15 protein-coding genes are annotated in these 16,199 nt (G+C 62.7%); 4 read left to right on the top strand and 11 right to left on the bottom strand.

From position 1 onward, the window contains the following. Positions 1-21 precede the first annotated feature (21 nt). Together AC1RUK_RS23060 and AC1RUK_RS23065 are read left to right on the top strand one after the other, a co-directional pair. Positions 22-1,116 carry an alkene reductase gene (locus AC1RUK_RS23060; protein WP_481838801.1) on the top strand — a complete coding sequence of 365 codons (1,095 nt, stop codon included), beginning with the start codon at positions 22-24 and terminating at the stop codon, positions 1,114-1,116. A gap of 147 nt (positions 1,117-1,263) precedes the next feature. Beyond that, positions 1,264-1,767 (top strand): DUF2147 domain-containing protein, encoded by a 504-nt coding sequence (locus AC1RUK_RS23065; protein ID WP_481840119.1) that lies wholly within the window; start codon positions 1,264-1,266, stop codon positions 1,765-1,767. A 163-nt stretch (positions 1,768-1,930) separates the two neighbouring features. Here AC1RUK_RS23065 and AC1RUK_RS23070 read toward each other — a convergent pair whose 3' ends face one another. The 6 genes from AC1RUK_RS23070 to AC1RUK_RS23095 form a co-directional block, all read right to left on the bottom strand. Continuing rightward, complete coding sequence (locus AC1RUK_RS23070; protein ID WP_481838799.1) at positions 1,931-3,280, bottom strand: pyruvate dehydrogenase complex dihydrolipoamide acetyltransferase; 1,350 nt, start codon at positions 3,278-3,280, stop codon at positions 1,931-1,933. 3 nt (positions 3,281-3,283) lie between these two features. Then, a complete protein-coding gene (locus tag AC1RUK_RS23075) occupies positions 3,284-4,282 on the bottom strand; it encodes an alpha-ketoacid dehydrogenase subunit beta (protein ID WP_481838798.1) in 999 nt (332 codons plus the stop codon). Further along, positions 4,282-5,316 (bottom strand): thiamine pyrophosphate-dependent dehydrogenase E1 component subunit alpha, encoded by a 1,035-nt coding sequence (locus AC1RUK_RS23080; RefSeq protein ID WP_481838797.1) that lies wholly within the window; start codon positions 5,314-5,316, stop codon positions 4,282-4,284. Before AC1RUK_RS23080 ends, AC1RUK_RS23075 begins: the two co-directional genes overlap by 1 nt. Next, positions 5,313-6,641, bottom strand: a complete 1,329-nt coding sequence (locus tag AC1RUK_RS23085) for an NAD(P)H-dependent oxidoreductase (protein WP_481840120.1) — start codon at positions 6,639-6,641, stop codon at positions 5,313-5,315. The genes AC1RUK_RS23080 and AC1RUK_RS23085 overlap by 4 nt, the downstream gene beginning before the upstream one ends. A 233-nt stretch (positions 6,642-6,874) precedes the next feature. Next, a complete protein-coding gene (locus AC1RUK_RS23090) occupies positions 6,875-7,507 on the bottom strand; it encodes a hypothetical protein (RefSeq protein ID WP_481838795.1) in 633 nt (210 codons plus the stop codon). 133 nt (positions 7,508-7,640) lie between these two features. Continuing rightward, positions 7,641-8,444: a hypothetical protein gene (locus AC1RUK_RS23095; RefSeq protein ID WP_481838794.1), complete on the bottom strand. Its 804-nt coding sequence runs from the start codon at positions 8,442-8,444 to the stop codon at positions 7,641-7,643. A gap of 238 nt (positions 8,445-8,682) precedes the next feature. On the opposite strand from AC1RUK_RS23095, the gene AC1RUK_RS23100 reads away from it, so the two are divergent. Beyond that, positions 8,683-9,624: a sugar-binding transcriptional regulator gene (locus AC1RUK_RS23100; RefSeq protein WP_481838793.1), complete on the top strand. Its 942-nt coding sequence runs from the start codon at positions 8,683-8,685 to the stop codon at positions 9,622-9,624. 1 nt (position 9,625) lies between these two features. Here AC1RUK_RS23100 and AC1RUK_RS23105 read toward each other — a convergent pair whose 3' ends face one another. The 5 genes from AC1RUK_RS23105 to AC1RUK_RS23125 form a co-directional block, all read right to left on the bottom strand. After that, positions 9,626-10,585 carry a carbohydrate kinase family protein gene (locus AC1RUK_RS23105; protein WP_481838792.1) on the bottom strand — a complete coding sequence of 320 codons (960 nt, stop codon included), beginning with the start codon at positions 10,583-10,585 and terminating at the stop codon, positions 9,626-9,628. Positions 10,586-10,597: 12 nt separating this feature from the next. Next, positions 10,598-11,656, bottom strand: coding sequence for an ABC transporter ATP-binding protein (locus AC1RUK_RS23110; RefSeq protein ID WP_481838791.1), 1,059 nt, complete (start codon positions 11,654-11,656; stop codon positions 10,598-10,600). A gap of 74 nt (positions 11,657-11,730) precedes the next feature. Next, on the bottom strand, positions 11,731-12,570 hold the full coding sequence (locus tag AC1RUK_RS23115; protein WP_481838790.1) for a carbohydrate ABC transporter permease: 840 nt from the start codon (positions 12,568-12,570) through the stop codon (positions 11,731-11,733). A 3-nt stretch (positions 12,571-12,573) separates the two neighbouring features. Next, complete coding sequence (locus tag AC1RUK_RS23120) at positions 12,574-13,503, bottom strand: carbohydrate ABC transporter permease (protein WP_481838789.1); 930 nt, start codon at positions 13,501-13,503, stop codon at positions 12,574-12,576. 61 nt (positions 13,504-13,564) lie between these two features. Then, positions 13,565-15,013 (bottom strand): ABC transporter substrate-binding protein, encoded by a 1,449-nt coding sequence (locus AC1RUK_RS23125; protein WP_481840317.1) that lies wholly within the window; start codon positions 15,011-15,013, stop codon positions 13,565-13,567. A 757-nt stretch (positions 15,014-15,770) separates the two neighbouring features. On the opposite strand from AC1RUK_RS23125, the gene AC1RUK_RS23130 reads away from it, so the two are divergent. Continuing rightward, the gene (locus AC1RUK_RS23130; protein WP_481838788.1) at positions 15,771-16,076 is read left to right on the top strand and encodes a hypothetical protein; all 306 of its coding nucleotides are present in this window, start codon (positions 15,771-15,773) and stop codon (positions 16,074-16,076) included. The last annotated feature ends 123 nt before the right edge of the window (positions 16,077-16,199 follow it).

The following is a 16,199-nucleotide window of genomic DNA, read 5'->3' on the forward strand; positions in this document are numbered from 1 at the left end:
GGGGACAAACAAAGGTGGCCTATGACGAGCAAAACGCTGTTTGAGCCCTATACTCTCGGCTCGCTGACCCTCTCCAATCGTATCGTCATGGCGCCCTTGACGCGCAATCGAGCTGGCCGGGGCTTCGTTCCAGGTGATCTCACTGTGGAGTATTACGGCCAGCGCGCGTCGGCCGGCCTGCTGATTTCAGAGGCCACGCAGATCTCGCAGCAGGGACAGGGTTACCAGGACACGCCCGGCATCTACTCCAAGGCTCAGATCGACGGCTGGCGCAAGGTCACGACCGCCGTGCACGCCAAGGGCGGGCGGATTTTCCTGCAGCTCTGGCATGTTGGTCGCGTCTCGCATGTCGACCTGCAGGAGCGCGGCGCCGCGCCGGTCGCGCCCTCGGCGATCCGGGCCGCGACCAAGACGTTCGTGAACAACGCCTTCGTCGACGTCTCGGAGCCCCGCGCGCTGGAGTTCGAAGAGCTTTCTGGGATCGTGAACGATTTCCGACAAGCGGCCGCGAACGCCGTCGAGGCGGGCTTCGATGGTGTCGAGATTCATGGGGCCAACGGCTATCTGCTCGACCAGTTCGCCAAGGACGGCGCAAATGTCCGGACAGACGCTTATGGCGGCTCTGTCGAGAACCGCGCCCGTCTGATGCTTGAGGTCACGGCTGCGGTTGTGGCCGAGATCGGCGCCGAGCGCACCGGCATCCGGATTTCGCCCGTCTCGCCCGCCAACGGCGTCTCGAGCAGCGCTCCCCAGGCGCAGTTCGACTATGTCGTCGATCAACTCGACGCCTTGGGCATCGTCTACATCCATGTCGTCGAGGGCGCCACGGGCGGACCGCGCAATGTCGCGCCGTTCGACTTCGGATCGCTCCGCCGGCGTTTCACCAACACCTATATCGCCAATAACGGCTATGACCTCGAACTCGCGGCGTCGCGGCTAGCCGAGGGCAAGGCCGACCTGTTCGCCTTCGGACGCCCGTTCATCGCCAATCCCGACCTTGTTGAACGACTGAAGACACGCGTGCCGCTGGCGGAGTTCAACCCGGCGACGCTCTATGGCGGCGGCCCCGCCGGCTATACCGACTATCCCGCGCTCGCCGCCTCAAGCCGCCCATGAGCCATCGGAGGACCGCGCCTACGCGCGGCGACCATCATCCCGCGTCGACCGCGGCACCCTAACCCTTGCCGGCATCGACGCGGTCAATGCCCGCAGGAGGTCCGTGTCGAGACAACAATAAAACCCATACCCTTGGAGACCATCGGAATGCGTATTTTGAAACATTCGGCCGTTTTCGCGCTCACCGCGGCCGCGGCACTCATGTCCTCGGCAGCGTGGGCGGACAATGCCTCGCCCGTTGGCTTGTGGCGAAATGTCGACGACGCCAGCGGCAAGCCGCGGGCGCTGATCCGGATTACGGAATCGAACGGCACTCTGCAGGGCAGGATCGAAAAAGTCTTCCTCGCTCCGAATGAAAGCGCGAAATGCGAAAAATGCGAAGGCGCACTCAAGAATGCGCCGGTAGTCGGCTTGGTCATCCTGTCCCACCTGAAGAAGCACGGTGCTGAATATACCGGCGGCCAAATCCTCGATCCGGACAATGGCAAGGTCTATAGCAGCAATATCCACCTGACCAGCGGCGGCAAAAAAACTCAACGTGCGCGGCTATATTGGCGTGTCAATGCTGGGTCGTTCGCAGATTTGGGAACGCCAAGAATAAAGAGCCAAGATCGGCACGAAAACCACTCGATTTCAGAGAAAATCACATGAAAAAGAAAACGTCATGAAAGCCTTCATCGTCGATCGATAAAAGAAGAAGGGCGCTCTGCGGCTTGGCGAGATGCCCGGAGCCGGCACTGTGGGATGACGATGTCGCGCGCTCACCATCGTCCTGCCGGCTGGGCCAAGCGAAACGACGACCCGGTATTCGGCATCAGACCAGCATACCCATGGGGTTTTCGATCAGGCGCTTGAAGGCGACGAGCAGTTCGGCGCCGAGCGCGCCGTCGACGGCGCGGTGGTCGGTCGACAGCGTCACCGACATGATGGTGGCGACCTTGATCTCGCCATTCTTGACCACGGCGCGCTGTTCGCCCGCACCCACCGCCAGGATCGTCGCATGCGGTGGGTTGATGACGGCGGCAAAGTCCTTGATGCCGAACATGCCGAGATTGGAGACTGCCGTGGTGCCGCCCTGATATTCCTCAGGCTTCAGCTTGCGGCTGCGTGCGCGGCTGGCCAGGTCCTTCATCTCGTTGGAAATGACCGACAGCGTCTTTTCGTCGGCATGGCGGATGATCGGCGTGATCAGCCCACCGGGGATCGACACGGCAACGCCGACATCGGCATGCTTGTGCTTCACCATGGCACTGTCGGTCCACGACGCATTGGCATCCGGCACCGCCTTCAGCGCCAGCGCCATCGCCTTGATGACCATGTCGTTGACGGAAAGCTTGTAAGCGGGCGACTCGCCCTTGTCGGTCTTCTTCACCGGGGCTGCCGCGTTGAGTTGCGTGCGCAGCGCCAGCAGCGGGTCGAGCTCGCAGTCGAGCGTCAGGTAGAAATGCGGGATGGTGGTCTTGGCCTCGATCAGCCGCCGCGCGATGGTCTTGCGCATGTTGTCGTGCGGGACGAGCTCGTAGGAGCCTTCGACAAACAGCTTCAGCACCTGTTCGTCGGACATCGCCTTTGGTGCAGGTGCCGCTGCAGCCGGAGCTCCGGCAGGCGCCGCTTTCGCAGCAGGAGCCGCCTTGGCGCCACCACCGGCAATCGCCGCCTCGACATCGGCCTTGACGACACGGCCATGCGGGCCGGAGCCGGTGACGGCCGAGACATCGACACCGGCGTCCTTGGCGATACGACGGGCCAGTGGCGAGGCGCGGGCTGCGCCCGCCGGTGCAGACGATTTCTGCTCGGCTGGCGCAGCCCGCGCGGGAGTGTCCTGGGAGGACGATTCGGATTGATCAGTGCTCTTGAGGCTGCTCTGCAACACCGGTGATGCTGCGGCCGGCGCGGGAGCGACTACCGCGCCGTCCGCATCCTCCTCCGCTGCATAAATCCAGGCGACGGCCTCGCCGACCGGGATATCTATGCCTTCCTTGCCGATAATGTTGCGGATCGTGCCGCTGGCCGGGGCGTCGATTTCCATCGCCGCCTTGTCGGTTTCGATCTCGAACAGCACGTCACCTTGTTTGACGGCAGCGCCTTCGGCGACGAACCAGCGTGAGATCTGCCCTGTCGCCATGTCCATATCGACCTTGGGAAGGATGACTTCGACCGGCATCGGCTAGCGAGCCCCCGTCACGAGGTCGCGGGCGGCGGCGATAATGTCAGGCACCTGCGGAACCGTCGCCTTTTCCAATTCGGGATTGTAGGGGATCGGCGTCTCGGCGCCGCCCAGGCGCACGATCGGCGCGTCGAGGAAATCGAACGCCTCGCTCTCGGCGATCATCGCACTGACCTCGGCGCCGACGCCCAGGGTTTTTACGGCCTCGTAGACGCAAAGCAGCCGCGACGTCTTCTTGACGCTTTCGATGATCGTCTGTTTGTCCATCGGCCGGACGGTCCTGAGATCGATCACTTCGATGTCGATCCCCTCCGCCTCCAGCGCTTGCGCTGCTTCCAGCGCCTTGTGCACCATGATGGAGGTGGCAACGATGGTCAGGTCGCGGCCCTCGCGCCGGATGTCGGCCTTGCCGATCGGAACCGTGTAATAGCCTTCGGGAACCGGGCCCTTCATCTTGTAAAGCAGTTTGTGCTCGAAGATCATCACCGGATCGGGATCGGCGATGGCGGCCAGCAGCATGCCCTTGGCATCATAGGGCGTCGCCGGCTGGATGACCTTCAGCCCCGGCACGTGGCCGAGCCAGGCTTCGAGGCTCTGGCTGTGCTGGGCGGCCGCTCCTGTGCCTGAGCCGGCCGGAAACCGCATCACCAGCGGCACGGAAACCTCTCCCCCAAGCATGAAGCGCATCTTGGCCGCCTGGTTGACGATCTGCTCCAGGGCAAGCGTGGCGAAGTCGGAAAACTGGAACTCGAAGATCGGCCGCAACCCGGTCATTGCAGCACCGACGGCAACACCGGCGCCACCGAGTTCGGAGATCGGCGTATCCATCACTCGGTCGGTGCCAAAGCGCTCGACCAGGTCGCCCGTGACCTGGAAGGCGCCGCCATAGACACCGATGTCCTCGCCCATCAGGAAGACGCGCTCGTCGGCCTCCATGGCGATCGCCATGGCCTCCTGGATCGCCTGGGCGTAGCTCAGTTCGCGCACCATGGCGTCCATCACGCCAGCTCCGTATAGACATAGTTCTGAAGGTCGCTGATCTCGGGAGCGGGGCTCGCCTTGGCGAATTCGATGGCCTCGGCGATTTCCTGTCGCACCGCCTCACGCACCGCTTCGATGCCGTTGTCGTCGACGATGCCGAACTCCTTCAATTCGGCTTCAAAAAGCATGATCGGATCGCGGTTCGACATCCAGTCCTCGATCTCTTCCTTGGTGCGATAGCGGTTGCGATCGCTCTTGGAGTGACCGCGATAGCGGTAGGTCTTGGACTCGATCAACGTCGGTCCCTCGCCGGCGCGGGCCTGCGCGATCGCCGCGTGCGACGCTTCCGCGACTTCCGTGAAAATATTGCCGTTGACGATGACGCCAGGCATCGAATAGGCAGCCGCCCGGTCGGCGATGTTCTTGACGGCGGTGGAGCGCGCGGTCGATGTCGACATGCCGTAGCCGTTGTTCTCGCAGACGAAAATAACCGGCAGCTTCCAGATCGACGCCATGTTCAATGCTTCGTGGAAGGCACCCTCATTGTTGGCGCCGTCGCCGAAGAACGATACGACGACCTTGCCGGTCTTCAGTCGCTTGGCCGACAGTGCGGCGCCAACGGCGATCGGGATGCCGCCGGCAACGATGCCGTTGGCGCCGAGATTGCCTTTCGCCACGTCGGCAATGTGCATCGAGCCGCCGCGGCCCTTGCAGTAGCCGGTGGTCTTGCCGAAGAACTCGGCGAACATCTTCTTGACCTCGGCGCCCTTGGCAATGCAATGGCCGTGGCCTCGGTGAGTGGAAGTGATCTGGTCATCCTCGGCGAGCGGCATGCAGATGCCCATGGCGCTCGCCTCCTGTCCGATCGACAAATGCATGGTGCCGTGGATCAGGCCGCGCGTGTAGCAATCCTCGGCGCCCTCCTCGAAGCGCCGGATCAGGTACATTTTGCGCAGCACTTCCTTCAATTGCCCGGCATCATACTGCCGGTAGGCGAAGGGCAGATTGGTGGGCTCAGCCTTTTCCATCACGGCTTTCCTGGCCATCATCATGCTCCCTTGTCGCCGTAAACGAGCTTGTCCTGCCGCGCCCTGAGTTCGGCGATCTTCGAGCCGGGGACGGGTGCGGCGTTGGCGTAGGTGATGAGATCGCCCTTGCTGATCGGCGCGGTCACCGAACCGCCCTGAAGCAGTCCGCAGGGCACCGCCTTGGCCGCCCGTGCGTCCTCGGCGGTCATGATCCAGGCGCGGTAGCAATACTCGCCGATCGCATCGAGTTGTTCGCCGGGCCGCATGTCCTTCTTGGCGACGGCGCAGACTTCCGCCACCGGCGTGGCCAGGGGAACCATGTCCGCCTTGCCGTAGAGCACCACGCGCGCGCAGGTCAGCGGCACCTCGAGCGAGGTCAGGTGATAGGGGCGATGGAAGGTGAAATACGGGCCCTTGCCCATCTTCAAATCTTCCATGCGCTCCGACACGCGCGGATGCGACATGTCGGCGATGACGAAGACGCCGGGAGCGACACCTTTGCCGATCGAATAGTCGACGACGCCAACCTTCGACAGCACGCCGCCGTCCTTCTGCGGCACCAGCACTTTCGACAACTCGCCGAGACTCGCCGCCGGGCCATGCATGCCGGGCCTGTCTGGCACCAATCCCGTGGCATTGGCGATCGCGGCCATTTCGACCATGGTCTTGGAACCGTCGACGAACTCCACCAGCATGCGCACATTCATGTGGCGGCGGGCCGCCTCCTCGGCATAGTCGTGCGGGACAGCATCGATGTTGAGCGGATTGTTCTTGCCCTTGCCGGCGGCGACGATCGTATGGCCCATGGCCGAGACGAATTCGATCAATTCCATGCAGGAGGACGGTTCATCGCCGGCGCCGAGCGAATAAGTGACGCCCAGCCGGTCGGCCTCGCTCTTCAGATAGGCGCCGATGGTCACGTCCGCCTCGACATTCATCATCACCAGGTGCTTGCCGTACTCCATGGCGCGCAGGCCGATTTCGGCGCCGACGGCTGGAACGCCGGTGGCGTCGATCACCACATCGATCAGCTCGCTGTTGATGACAAGGTCGGCGTCGCCGGTCACCGCGACCTTGCCGGCCTCGATTGCGGCACGCATGGCGGAAGCGCTGGAGACTTCGCGCGAATGCCCGGCCTCCTGAAAGGCGATGTCGACCGCTTTGGCCGCTGCCGGGAGGTTGAGTTCCGAGATCGCTCCGATCTCGATGCCGCTCATGTGCGCAACCTGGGTGACGATATCGGTGCCCATCTCGCCGGAGCCGATTAGCCCGATGCGGATCGGCTTGCCCGATTTGGCGCGCTCGGCAAGATCCCGCGCAAGGCCGGTCGGCGCGACGTTGATGGTCATTGCGATATCCTCCCTTTAGGCGCCTTAGCCTCCAATCAGACAAATACTGAACATCTGTCTCTATATCAAGACGAATGTACAAATCTTCGCCGCAAAACCCGAATATGGCGGTCGCGAAGCGACGGCCGCCGCAAAGCCCTTTGGATAGGGACATTCGACCCCGGGGCAAACCCCGGGGCGTCGCCTCAAGACCGATGCACCGATCGATGGAAAATGGATACCAAGGTCGAAGGCTATGGGCGGCCGAGCATGGCCTCGCGGGAGGCGCCGAGGGCTTTTTTGATGGCCGCCCTCTCCTGCGCCATTGCGGGAAAAAGCCAGTTCGGCTCCAGACCGACGAACTGGTCAAGGAAGGCGATCGAAATGCTCGGATCCTTTGCAGCGTTCTCCCGGAAGGACCACCAGATGCGCAAATCGGAGGCGGCCTTTTCGAGATCGCGCGACACGCCGAATTCCTGCTCCTGAACGGCCGCAATGGCACAGACACAGAAATTCGTGAACAGAAAGCCTTCCGGCCAGAAACGCACGATCTCGAGCGTCGCTTGATCGTCCACCCGTCCCTTGCCGGCGTCGGAAACCATAACCGCAGGCTTGGTGCGGATCAGTTCCCGCAAGGCAAGCCCGGCCACGAAGACGATGTAGTCGGCCCGGTCAACCTCTGCTGAATCATCCTGCGCGTCGATTGCGGCGAGCCAGTCGAAGAAAACCTGGTTCAGCAGCTTTTCATCGATCCGGTAGGTGAAGCCAAAATGCGCCTCCACCAATTCCGCATTGTTGCGGAACGCCCTGGAAAACCAGCGCAACTGCCGGAGGCGATGCCGGAGGTCCGGTATCGAAGACAATTTGTCCTTCGGCGTCAGGTCCATTGTCTCGTTCCATCCCTGGCGACGTTCATATCTGCTCAGGCTCCGAGCCCACACACATGTACATGTGTTTCCATCGAAAGGCAAAGGTTCAACGTCTTGCCCGAATTCCGCCCCGGCCCTTTCGTAAGACCAACTAAGGAAGATGCGGGATCAGATCGGCGAAAACGTGCGCCAGGTCCTCGCGCCGGTCCTGGCTCGCCAGGGCTTTTGCGAACAGCGCATAGCGTGCGTCGACTGCGGCGCAGACGCCCGGATAGATGTCGTCGTCGGCCGTCACGTCCTTATGGTAGCTCGCGACCGCCGTGGCCAAGGCAAGTGCTGCCGCAGTGTAGATGTTGCTGTCCAGCATCCGGCCGTTGGCCGCATCCTCGATGTGCCTGGGTGCCTCGACCGGACGGGCGCGAAGGATGGCCGTAGCCATGGCCGCGGCCCGCAGCGAAACATCGTCGAGCGATACATCCCGGTCCGCGGCCTTGCCGGAAGGCGACGGCTGCTGGCCCAGTGCTTGCCCTTTGGCGGCAAGGCGATGGGCCTCGGCGAAGAGTTCCTCGCTGAGGTGCGGGTTCGAGATGCCTTTCGACAACAGGATCTGCTTGGCGGCAAAATAGCAATCGCGCGCGAACATCGCCTGGGCGCTTGCATTGTCACCATCGAAATAACGGCTCAGCGCATAGGCGGACGCGCTGCCGAAATGAGCCTTGGGATCGGACGACAGCAGCTCAATGGCGACCGATTCCAGCGCCGAAAGCGCAGTATCGGAGAAGTCGGCAATCGCGGTCACCAGCCCGGTTGCACCCGCAGCAGGGTCGTTCCCCTCAGGCGCCTGGCTGTCTTGACCCTTTCGCGCCGAAGCACGCATCTCGCGCGCCAGAAAGCGGGCGTCGCGCAGGCGCTCCTTCACCTTCGTCCGCAGTTCCTCCGGCAAGAATGATGCCATGCTTCCGTCCCTATGACTGCTTTGTACGGTCCCTGGAATGATAGACAATTATGGCCTGCAAAGCTATGACATCGTCATCCGCGCATCCTGTATTCCGGCTGTGACAGGTGGGCCGGAACGATGGAGCCAGGGAACCATGCGCCAAGGGAAACGGGGGACGAAAGACCCCGGGATGATGTTTGGCGAGAACGTTCGCGGCTCGAGTCAAGCGGATCGCGTTCGAGTTCGCACCGCCTGGATGTACTATGTCGAGCAGCTCACCCAGAGCGAGATCGCCGCGATTCTCAACATCGGCCGGGTGACGGTGGTCAGGCTTCTGGCGGATGCCCGCGCCCGTAATGAGATCAAGATCACGATCAACGCGAAGGTCGCCGACACGACCGAGCTCGAGCGCGGCCTGGAAGAGCTGTTCGGCATCCAGAAGGCGATCGTGGCGCCGCTGTCGAGCCCGCAGGCCGATCCCGTACCGGTGATCAGTGCGGCCGCCGGCGACTATGTTTCGCAGATCGCGACATCCAACATGCGCGTCGGGGTCGGCTGGGGACGGACGCTCTACAACACGCTACCGTTCATAAGGGGTCAGTCGCTGACCGGATTTCGCGTCTATTCGCTGCTCGGCGGCATCATCCAGGCGCGCCGCTTCAACCCGGCCGAGTTTGCATGGCAGCTCGCCGAACTCTTCCAGGGCGAGGGTTTCCTGGTGCCGGCGCCGGCCATCGTCGACAGTGTCGAGACCAAGCGCACCCTGATCGAGCGCTGCGGGCTGAACACCATCTTCGAAATGGCCGAGGACCTCGACGCCGTGCTTCTCAGCGTCGGCGGAACGACATCAACGGCCACCTCCTACCGGGTCGGCTACCTGACCGACGCCCAGCATGACTCGCTGGTTTCGGCGGGCGCCATCGGCGATCTCCTGTTTCATTTCTTCGATGAACACGGCAACCTTGTCGATCACGAGATCAACGACCGCGTGATGTCGGTCGGCATCGACCGGCTGCGCAGGGCGCCGATCCGGCTGCTTGCCTCCGGCGGGCCCGAAAAGGTGGACGCATTGATCGGCGTGATGAAGCTGGTCGAGCCGACGGTTTTCATCACCGATGAAGTGACCGCGGCAAGCATGATCGAGAAAATACAGCTGCGCGGATCGCGGCGGCAGAAGAAGAGCAACGGGCCGGCGTAGCTCAAGCAGCCAGCGTGTTGGTCTTTCGCTTCGTGAGCCGCGCAAATTCCATCGTGTGGTCGAAGGAGCGGACCCCGGCCTGGCTGCCGAGCCCGGTGGCGTTGAGCGCCGAGGTCGCCTGGGCGAGCGTGACCGCATCCTCCGGACCAAGCCCGCGATGCAGCCCGGCCACAAAGCCGGCATTGAAGGCATCGCCGCAGCCGCAGGTGCAGACCACTTCGACCTCGAAGGCGGGAATGTGAAACCGCGTGCCGTTGGCGTGATGATAGTAGGCGCCGTCCTCGCCAAGGGTGAGGATGCAGCAGCGCACGCCGCGGTCGAGCATGAAGCGCGCCACGTCCCGCGTGTCGGCTAACCCTGAGAGCAGGCGCGCCTCCTCGACCGAGGGCAGGAAATAATCGACATGCGGCAGGAGCCTGGCGATCATCGGCATGTCCTCGTGGCGGGCCGATGCAACGTCGAGCGTGGTCGTGCAGCCACGCTGCTTGGCGCGGGCCAGGAGGTCGACCGTAGGCTCCCCGTCCATGCGGTCCATCAGGCCGGCGCCGCCAATATGCACGAAGGTCGCATCCAGCACCTTGTCGAACTGGTCCGGCGCGATCTCGAAGGAACCGGTCGCGCCGCGCATGTGCATGGCCGGCCGCTGGCCGTTGTCCTGCACCGCCACGATGCTCGACGAGGTGCCGACGCCTTGGATCCTCTGCATCAGTCTGGTGTCAACGCCGTGCTGGCCGAGCTTGCCCAGCACCCAGTCGCCCATGTCGTCGGCGCCGACGCCGCCAACGCCCAGCACCTTCATCCCGTATTTCGCCGCCACGATCGCCGCAGCACCCGCGGCGCCGGAAACGGCAATGGTGATCTCCTCCAGGAAATCGAATTCTGTCGGCCCAGGGATCCGGCGCACGGGCCGGCCAAGGCAATCGAAGGTGAAGAAACCGATGGAGGCGTAATCGTAGAGCACGGTGATGTCCCGTCAGTTTGCGCGAATGCGCTGGCCCGTTACTGCGTCGAAGAAATAGAGGCGCTCGAGATCGAGCTCAATGGCGATTGCCGTATCGAGCGGTTGTCGGAAATCGCGGTCGGCCTTCACCTCGACGACCATCGCTTCGGTGCGCACCGACAGAAAGGTCTGGTCGCCGGTCGGCTCCAGTCCATACAGCGTCCCTTTCAGATGGCCGGTTGCACCGGCGGAGACCCTAGCGTCTTCCGGCCGCACGCCAAGAATGACGCCTTGGGAATCGGCCAGGTTGACGCCAGCGATCTCCACCCCGGGCGCAGAGAACCGCTGGTCGCGCACCTCGCCTTTGATCAGGTTCATGGGCGGCGAGCCGATGAAGCCGGCGACGAAGGTGTTGTTGGGGTTGGAGTAGATCTCGTCCGGCGTGCCGAGTTGCTGGATACGGCCCTTGTCCATGATGACGATCCGGTCGGCCAGCGTCATCGCCTCGACCTGGTCGTGGGTGACGTAGACGGTGGTGATCTTCAACTGACGCTGGACGTGCTTGAGCTGCACGCGCATGGCGTTGCGAAGCTTGGCGTCGAGATTGGACAGCGGTTCGTCCATCAGGAAGACGCGCGGCTGCCTGACGATGGCCCGCGCAAGCGCCGCGCGCTGCCGCTGGCCACCCGAAAGTGCGCCGGGCTTGCGGTCGAGGTAGTCGCCGAGTTCGACCATGTCGGCGGCGCGGCGCACTCGCTGGTCGTGCTCGGCCTTGGGGATGCCGCGCATCCTGAGTGGAAAGCGGATGTTCTCGTAGACGGTCATATTCGGATAGAGCGCGTAGCTCTGGAACACCATCGCGACGTCGCGGTCGCGCGGATCGAAATCGTTGACCAGTTCGCCGTCGATCCAGATCTCGCCCGACGTCAGATCGTTCAGGCCGGCGATCATGCGCATCGTCGTGGTCTTTCCGCAGCCCGACGGCCCGAGGAAGACCATGAACTCCTCATCGCGAATGTCGAGATCGACATTGTCGACGCCAAGGACTGCTCCCCACCCCTTGGTGACATTCTTCAGTTGAATCTGAGCCATATCCGTCTTTCCATTTTTTCTTCGCCGGCCGGCCGCGCAAAAGCCAGGCATTGCAGTTGCGGCCACGCCTGATATCAACCCTTGACCGCGCCCATGGTCAGGCCCCGCGACAGATGCTTCTGGATCAGCACGACCAGGAACATGATCGGAACGAAGGCGAGGAAGGCGACAAGGGCGATCGCGTTGTAGATGATGCCGTCCGAACCGCCGGTGAAGTTGGCGAGCGCGACGGACAGCGTATAGGCGTTCTTGGTCGAGGCGATGAGCAGAGTGAACAGGAACTCGTTGACCGCGAAGATGACGGCGATGACGGCGGCGGTGATGATGCCGGGGAGACACATCGGCACGATGATCGACACCAGGATGCGCAGGTCCGAGGCGCCGTCGGTGCGGGCCGCGTCCTCGATCTCATGCGGTATGTCGAGCATGTAGGAGCGGATGATCCAGGTCACCAGCGACAGGTTGATCGCGGCATAGACCAGCATCAGCGCCCAGACCGTATCGAGCAGGCCCATGTTGCGGAACAGGAAAAAGATCGGAATGGCGACGATGGCCGGCGCCATCATGCGCGTCGACAGGATGTAGAAGCCGATGTCTTCGCGAAACCGGTAGGTGTAGCGGGCCAGCGAATAGGCGGCCGGGATCGCCAGCAGGAGATCGATGATGACGCTGCCGACGACCGCGACAAGCGAATTGCGCAGATAATTGCCCATCGGCCAATCGGTCCAGATCATGTTCCAGGCGTCGAGGGAAAAGGTTGGCCAGTAGATCGGCTCGGCGGCGATGATCTCGGTGCGCGGCCGCAATCCGATGGACAGGAACCACAGGATCGGTGCCAGGCAGAACACGGCCCAGGCGAACAGCACGAGGTAGCGCAGGAACAGGCTCTCCGACGATCTGCTTTTGCTGGCCATCTTCTATTCCCGTCCCGAGCGGAAGAAGCGTTTCACGAACAGCTGCGCAACCGTGACCGTGATCACCAGCATGACCACCGAAATGGCCGAGGCGTAGCCGAAATTGAAGGTCTTGAAGCCGACGCGATAGATGAAATAGCTGATGGTCTCGGTGGCGCCACCGGGGGTCCCACCGGTGATGATGAAGACCGAAGCGAACATGGTGATGATGTCGATACCGCGCAGGATGAGGGCAACGGCGACGATCGGCATCATCAGCGGCAGCGAGATGTTCCAGAATATCTGCCGCCATTTGGCGCCGTCCAGCCTCGCCGCCTCTTCCATTTCCGCATCCTGGCCCTGCAGGGCCGCGACGAAGATGATGAACAGGAACGGCGTCCACTGCCAGACATCGGCGACGATCAGGGTCAGCCGGGCGAGCCAGATGGAGCCGAGAAAATCCAGATTGCCGTCGATCAGCCCCAGGCGCATCAGGAGATCGCTGACGATCCGCCCATCGTTGAAGGCGAGCTTCCAGATGAAGGCGACCGCCGACGGCATGAACAGCATCGGCATCAGAAACAGGATGCGCCATGATCGCACCCAGGGATCGCGATAGGCAAAGGCCGCGATGCTGATGGCGATGACGCATTCGAGGCTAAGCGCGATAGCGCCCATGACGAAGGTGTTCCACAGCGCCTGCCAGAACTCGTTGTCAGACAGGAGCTTGGTGTAGTTGCCGAGCCCGGCGAAAGACCAGTCGTTGAAGCGGACGAAGAAAAAGCTCTGATACATAGCGTAGACGCCGGGATAGAGCGTGATCCCCAGCAGGAAGATCATCGCCGGCGCCACCAGGAGGTAGGGAAACGCCTTGCGGCGCAACCGGCTCCGGGGCCGGGGCCTGATGCCGGGACGGGCGGCTGACGCCGCCCATCCTGAACTGTTCTGAACCATGGAGTCCTGCATTACGTGAAGTCTCCCTGGACCTGTCGGCAAAGCCAGTGTCAATCGACCGTCAAACCGGCGGGGTCTTGCCCTTGCCGGCCCAGGTCGCGGGCGCCACCGCAGCATACTTGAACGGCTCCTTGTCTGAGAAGAAGCCATTCTTGGTCATGATCTCCTTCCAGGCCTTGGCGCCGGCATCGAGAGCCTCCTTCGGGGTCGCCTGGCCGACGATCGCCTTGTTGATCTCGTTGCCAAGCGCCTGCTCCATCTCGAACATGCCGGGGATGCGCGGCGCGCACCAGGCATAGTCGAGCGAATTGGCCCAGACCGCGGCGGGCTGCGAGACCGAGCGCAGCTTTTCGTTCTTCAGCACCGATTTGTAGCCCGGCGCGACGCCGTTGGCGTTGGCCTCGTTCATCGCCATGATCGACGCAGTGGTCAGGAAGGCGAGCATGAGGAAGGCGCCCTCCGGGTTCTTGGCCGTGGCGGTGACGCAAGAGGTCGACCCAGCTATGTTTGGCGGAGCGAAACGGGCACCTTCGATCTGCACACGCGGCTCGTAGACGGTGAGACAGTCGCCGACGATGCGGCTCTGGTCCGGGCGCGTCGCCTGGGTGCCCGAGTCCTGCCAGGAGATGTTCATGGCAAGCTGGCCACCGAGCCAGGCGGCACGGTTCTCGCCCCAGCCCCAGCCGGCCACGCCTTCGGCCGACGACGCCTTGAGCGCCAGGATGGTTTCGAGCGCCTTGATGCCGGCGTCGCTGTTGAACACCGGTTCCCAGGAATCGTTGAACAGGTCGACGCCATGCTGCGCGGCGATGTGCTCCCAGGTGTAGGTCGACCAGAAGCCCCGAGCGCCCATCATGCCGACGCCGGCAACGCCCTTCTCGACCTTGTTGAGCTCGGCTGACAGACGGATCATCTCGTCATAGGTCGGCACGGTCAGCTTGGTGTCGGCGTCCTTGCCGGTGACCTTCTTCAGCAGCGACGGCCTGACATGCACCATCTGGATGTCGCAGTCGAACGGGATGCCGTAGAGGCCCTTGTCGCCGAAATAGCCATAGTTGAGGCGATAGGTGTCATAGAAATCGTCAAGCGGCAGCTTCCACTTCTCTGCATAGTCGTCGAGCTTGGCGAGGAAGCCCGGGCCGGCAAAGTCGCCCAGCCATGGCGAGAAGAACTGCAGCGCGTCGAAACTGGCATTGCCCGAGATGAACTCGGCCAGAACCTTGTCGTACATCGAATCGTCGGGGATCGGTACGAGTTCCACCTTGATGCCGGAGAGCTGCTCGAAGGGCTTCAGGCCGTCGGCGGCGGATTCCATGTCGGCGGCGCCGATCGCAAACTTGACCGTGGTGCCGGCGAACTCGCCGCGAACCTTCTCCCAGTCGACGGTGCGGATCCAGTCCTTAGCCGGATCCCAAAGCTCATCGCCGTCGGCGAGCTTGTAGAGATCGCGGTATTCCTTCTTGACGTAGCCGCCGACATTGATCTTGGCCAGCACATCGGCAGGGTTCATGGCTTCTTGCGCGAAGCTGCGCCGGACATTGAACAGCGAGACGCCGCCAACCGCGACGGCCGATGCGCCGACAGCCGCTGTCGACATCAGAAACGACCGACGCGACACATCCTTCCTATTTCCAACAGGCATTGCAAATCCTCCCAAACACCCGCTCAGAGATCTCATGCACCGTTTGCGGGCGACGACGATGCTTGCTTCGAAAACGGGCCGGTCCGGGCCCGCATGGATTACCCAATCACGTCGCACCCGATCCGGCTCGCAAAGAGCTTGGATTGGCCACACCTGTTCCATTTTCGAGCGGCACAGCGGCAATGAAACATGTGATTGGGCCTCCCAACTCCCCCGATTCCAGCGGAGGCCAGCTTGCCCCTGCATGAACATCGTTACTTTTACAAAGTCAAATGTTCACATTGGCGTCGCCTTGTCAATACGGTCCTTAGCGACTCCGACGCATCCCGGCGGGGAATGCGCCTGACAGAGATTGCGCGGGGGACGAACCGCGTTGGCACGAGGTCCAACTCCATGTCAGGACGCGCTTGGAGGCAGCCCAGCTAAACGCCCTTCGAGACCTCTCCCTTCATCGAGGGCCCTCGTCGCGAGCTGATTTTACAGGCACGCGAAAAGGCTATGAAGGCGCTGTCGGACCATGACGCAGCGCCCGCAATTTCGGCATCATCCACGCCGATCTGGTGCGCGAGAACGTGCTCGTCCATGAGGGTGCGATCCGCATCACAATTGCGGCTATGGCTGGCACATGTACTTTGCCGTTGCGCTGTACCGGAACCGCGAGGAGGCGATCTATCCGCTGATCGAAGCCGCTCTGCTCGACGGCTATCGGCAGGAGCGGGCGCTGACGGCGCAGGATATCGCCGCGGTGCCGCTGTTTTCAGCGTTACGGGGCTTCGCCTTCCTGGGCTGGGTGCAGAGTCGCGTCGAATGTCGGCATGCGCATGTCGGCCATATCAGCCGATGTGGTGATTGCCTATCTGCGGGGGGAATAAAGGGTTACGATGCGACTGATGCGGGCCGGCGGCAGTCCCGTCAGCCCATCGCGAAGTGAATGCTGACCGTGCCCGAGCTGCCGAAATCGGCGACGATAGTGTCGCCGGCACGCGCAGTTGCGGCGTGAGTAGTGAGTAGTGGCGAATTCCTTCAGGCGCGCCCGGTCGATTCGAGCCGTCAT

Source organism: Mesorhizobium monacense, assembly GCF_056781675.1.

Bases quoted from the DNA above. Each gene is read 5' to 3' on its own strand.
- AC1RUK_RS23075 (WP_481838798.1), bottom strand. From the start codon at position 4,282: ATGGACGCCATGGTGCGCGAACTGAGCTACGCCCAGGCGATCCAGGAG.
- AC1RUK_RS23095 (WP_481838794.1), bottom strand. From the start codon at position 8,444: ATGGCATCATTCTTGCCGGAGGAACTGCGGACGAAGGTGAAGGAGCGC.
- AC1RUK_RS23065 (WP_481840119.1), top strand. From the start codon at position 1,264: ATGCGTATTTTGAAACATTCGGCCGTTTTCGCGCTCACCGCGGCCGCG.
- AC1RUK_RS23090 (WP_481838795.1), bottom strand. From the start codon at position 7,507: ATGGACCTGACGCCGAAGGACAAATTGTCTTCGATACCGGACCTCCGG.
- AC1RUK_RS23060 (WP_481838801.1), top strand. From the start codon at position 22: ATGACGAGCAAAACGCTGTTTGAGCCCTATACTCTCGGCTCGCTGACC.
- AC1RUK_RS23100 (WP_481838793.1), top strand. From the start codon at position 8,683: ATGTACTATGTCGAGCAGCTCACCCAGAGCGAGATCGCCGCGATTCTC.
- AC1RUK_RS23080 (WP_481838797.1), bottom strand. From the start codon at position 5,316: ATGATGATGGCCAGGAAAGCCGTGATGGAAAAGGCTGAGCCCACCAAT.
- AC1RUK_RS23130 (WP_481838788.1), top strand. From the start codon at position 15,771: ATGTACTTTGCCGTTGCGCTGTACCGGAACCGCGAGGAGGCGATCTAT.
- AC1RUK_RS23115 (WP_481838790.1), bottom strand. From the start codon at position 12,570: ATGGCCAGCAAAAGCAGATCGTCGGAGAGCCTGTTCCTGCGCTACCTC.
- AC1RUK_RS23085 (WP_481840120.1), bottom strand. From the start codon at position 6,641: ATGACCATCAACGTCGCGCCGACCGGCCTTGCGCGGGATCTTGCCGAG.
- AC1RUK_RS23120 (WP_481838789.1), bottom strand. From the start codon at position 13,503: ATGGTTCAGAACAGTTCAGGATGGGCGGCGTCAGCCGCCCGTCCCGGC.
- AC1RUK_RS23110 (WP_481838791.1), bottom strand. From the start codon at position 11,656: ATGGCTCAGATTCAACTGAAGAATGTCACCAAGGGGTGGGGAGCAGTC.
- AC1RUK_RS23070 (WP_481838799.1), bottom strand. From the start codon at position 3,280: ATGCCGGTCGAAGTCATCCTTCCCAAGGTCGATATGGACATGGCGACA.
- AC1RUK_RS23125 (WP_481840317.1), bottom strand. From the start codon at position 15,013: ATGAACCCTGCCGATGTGCTGGCCAAGATCAATGTCGGCGGCTACGTC.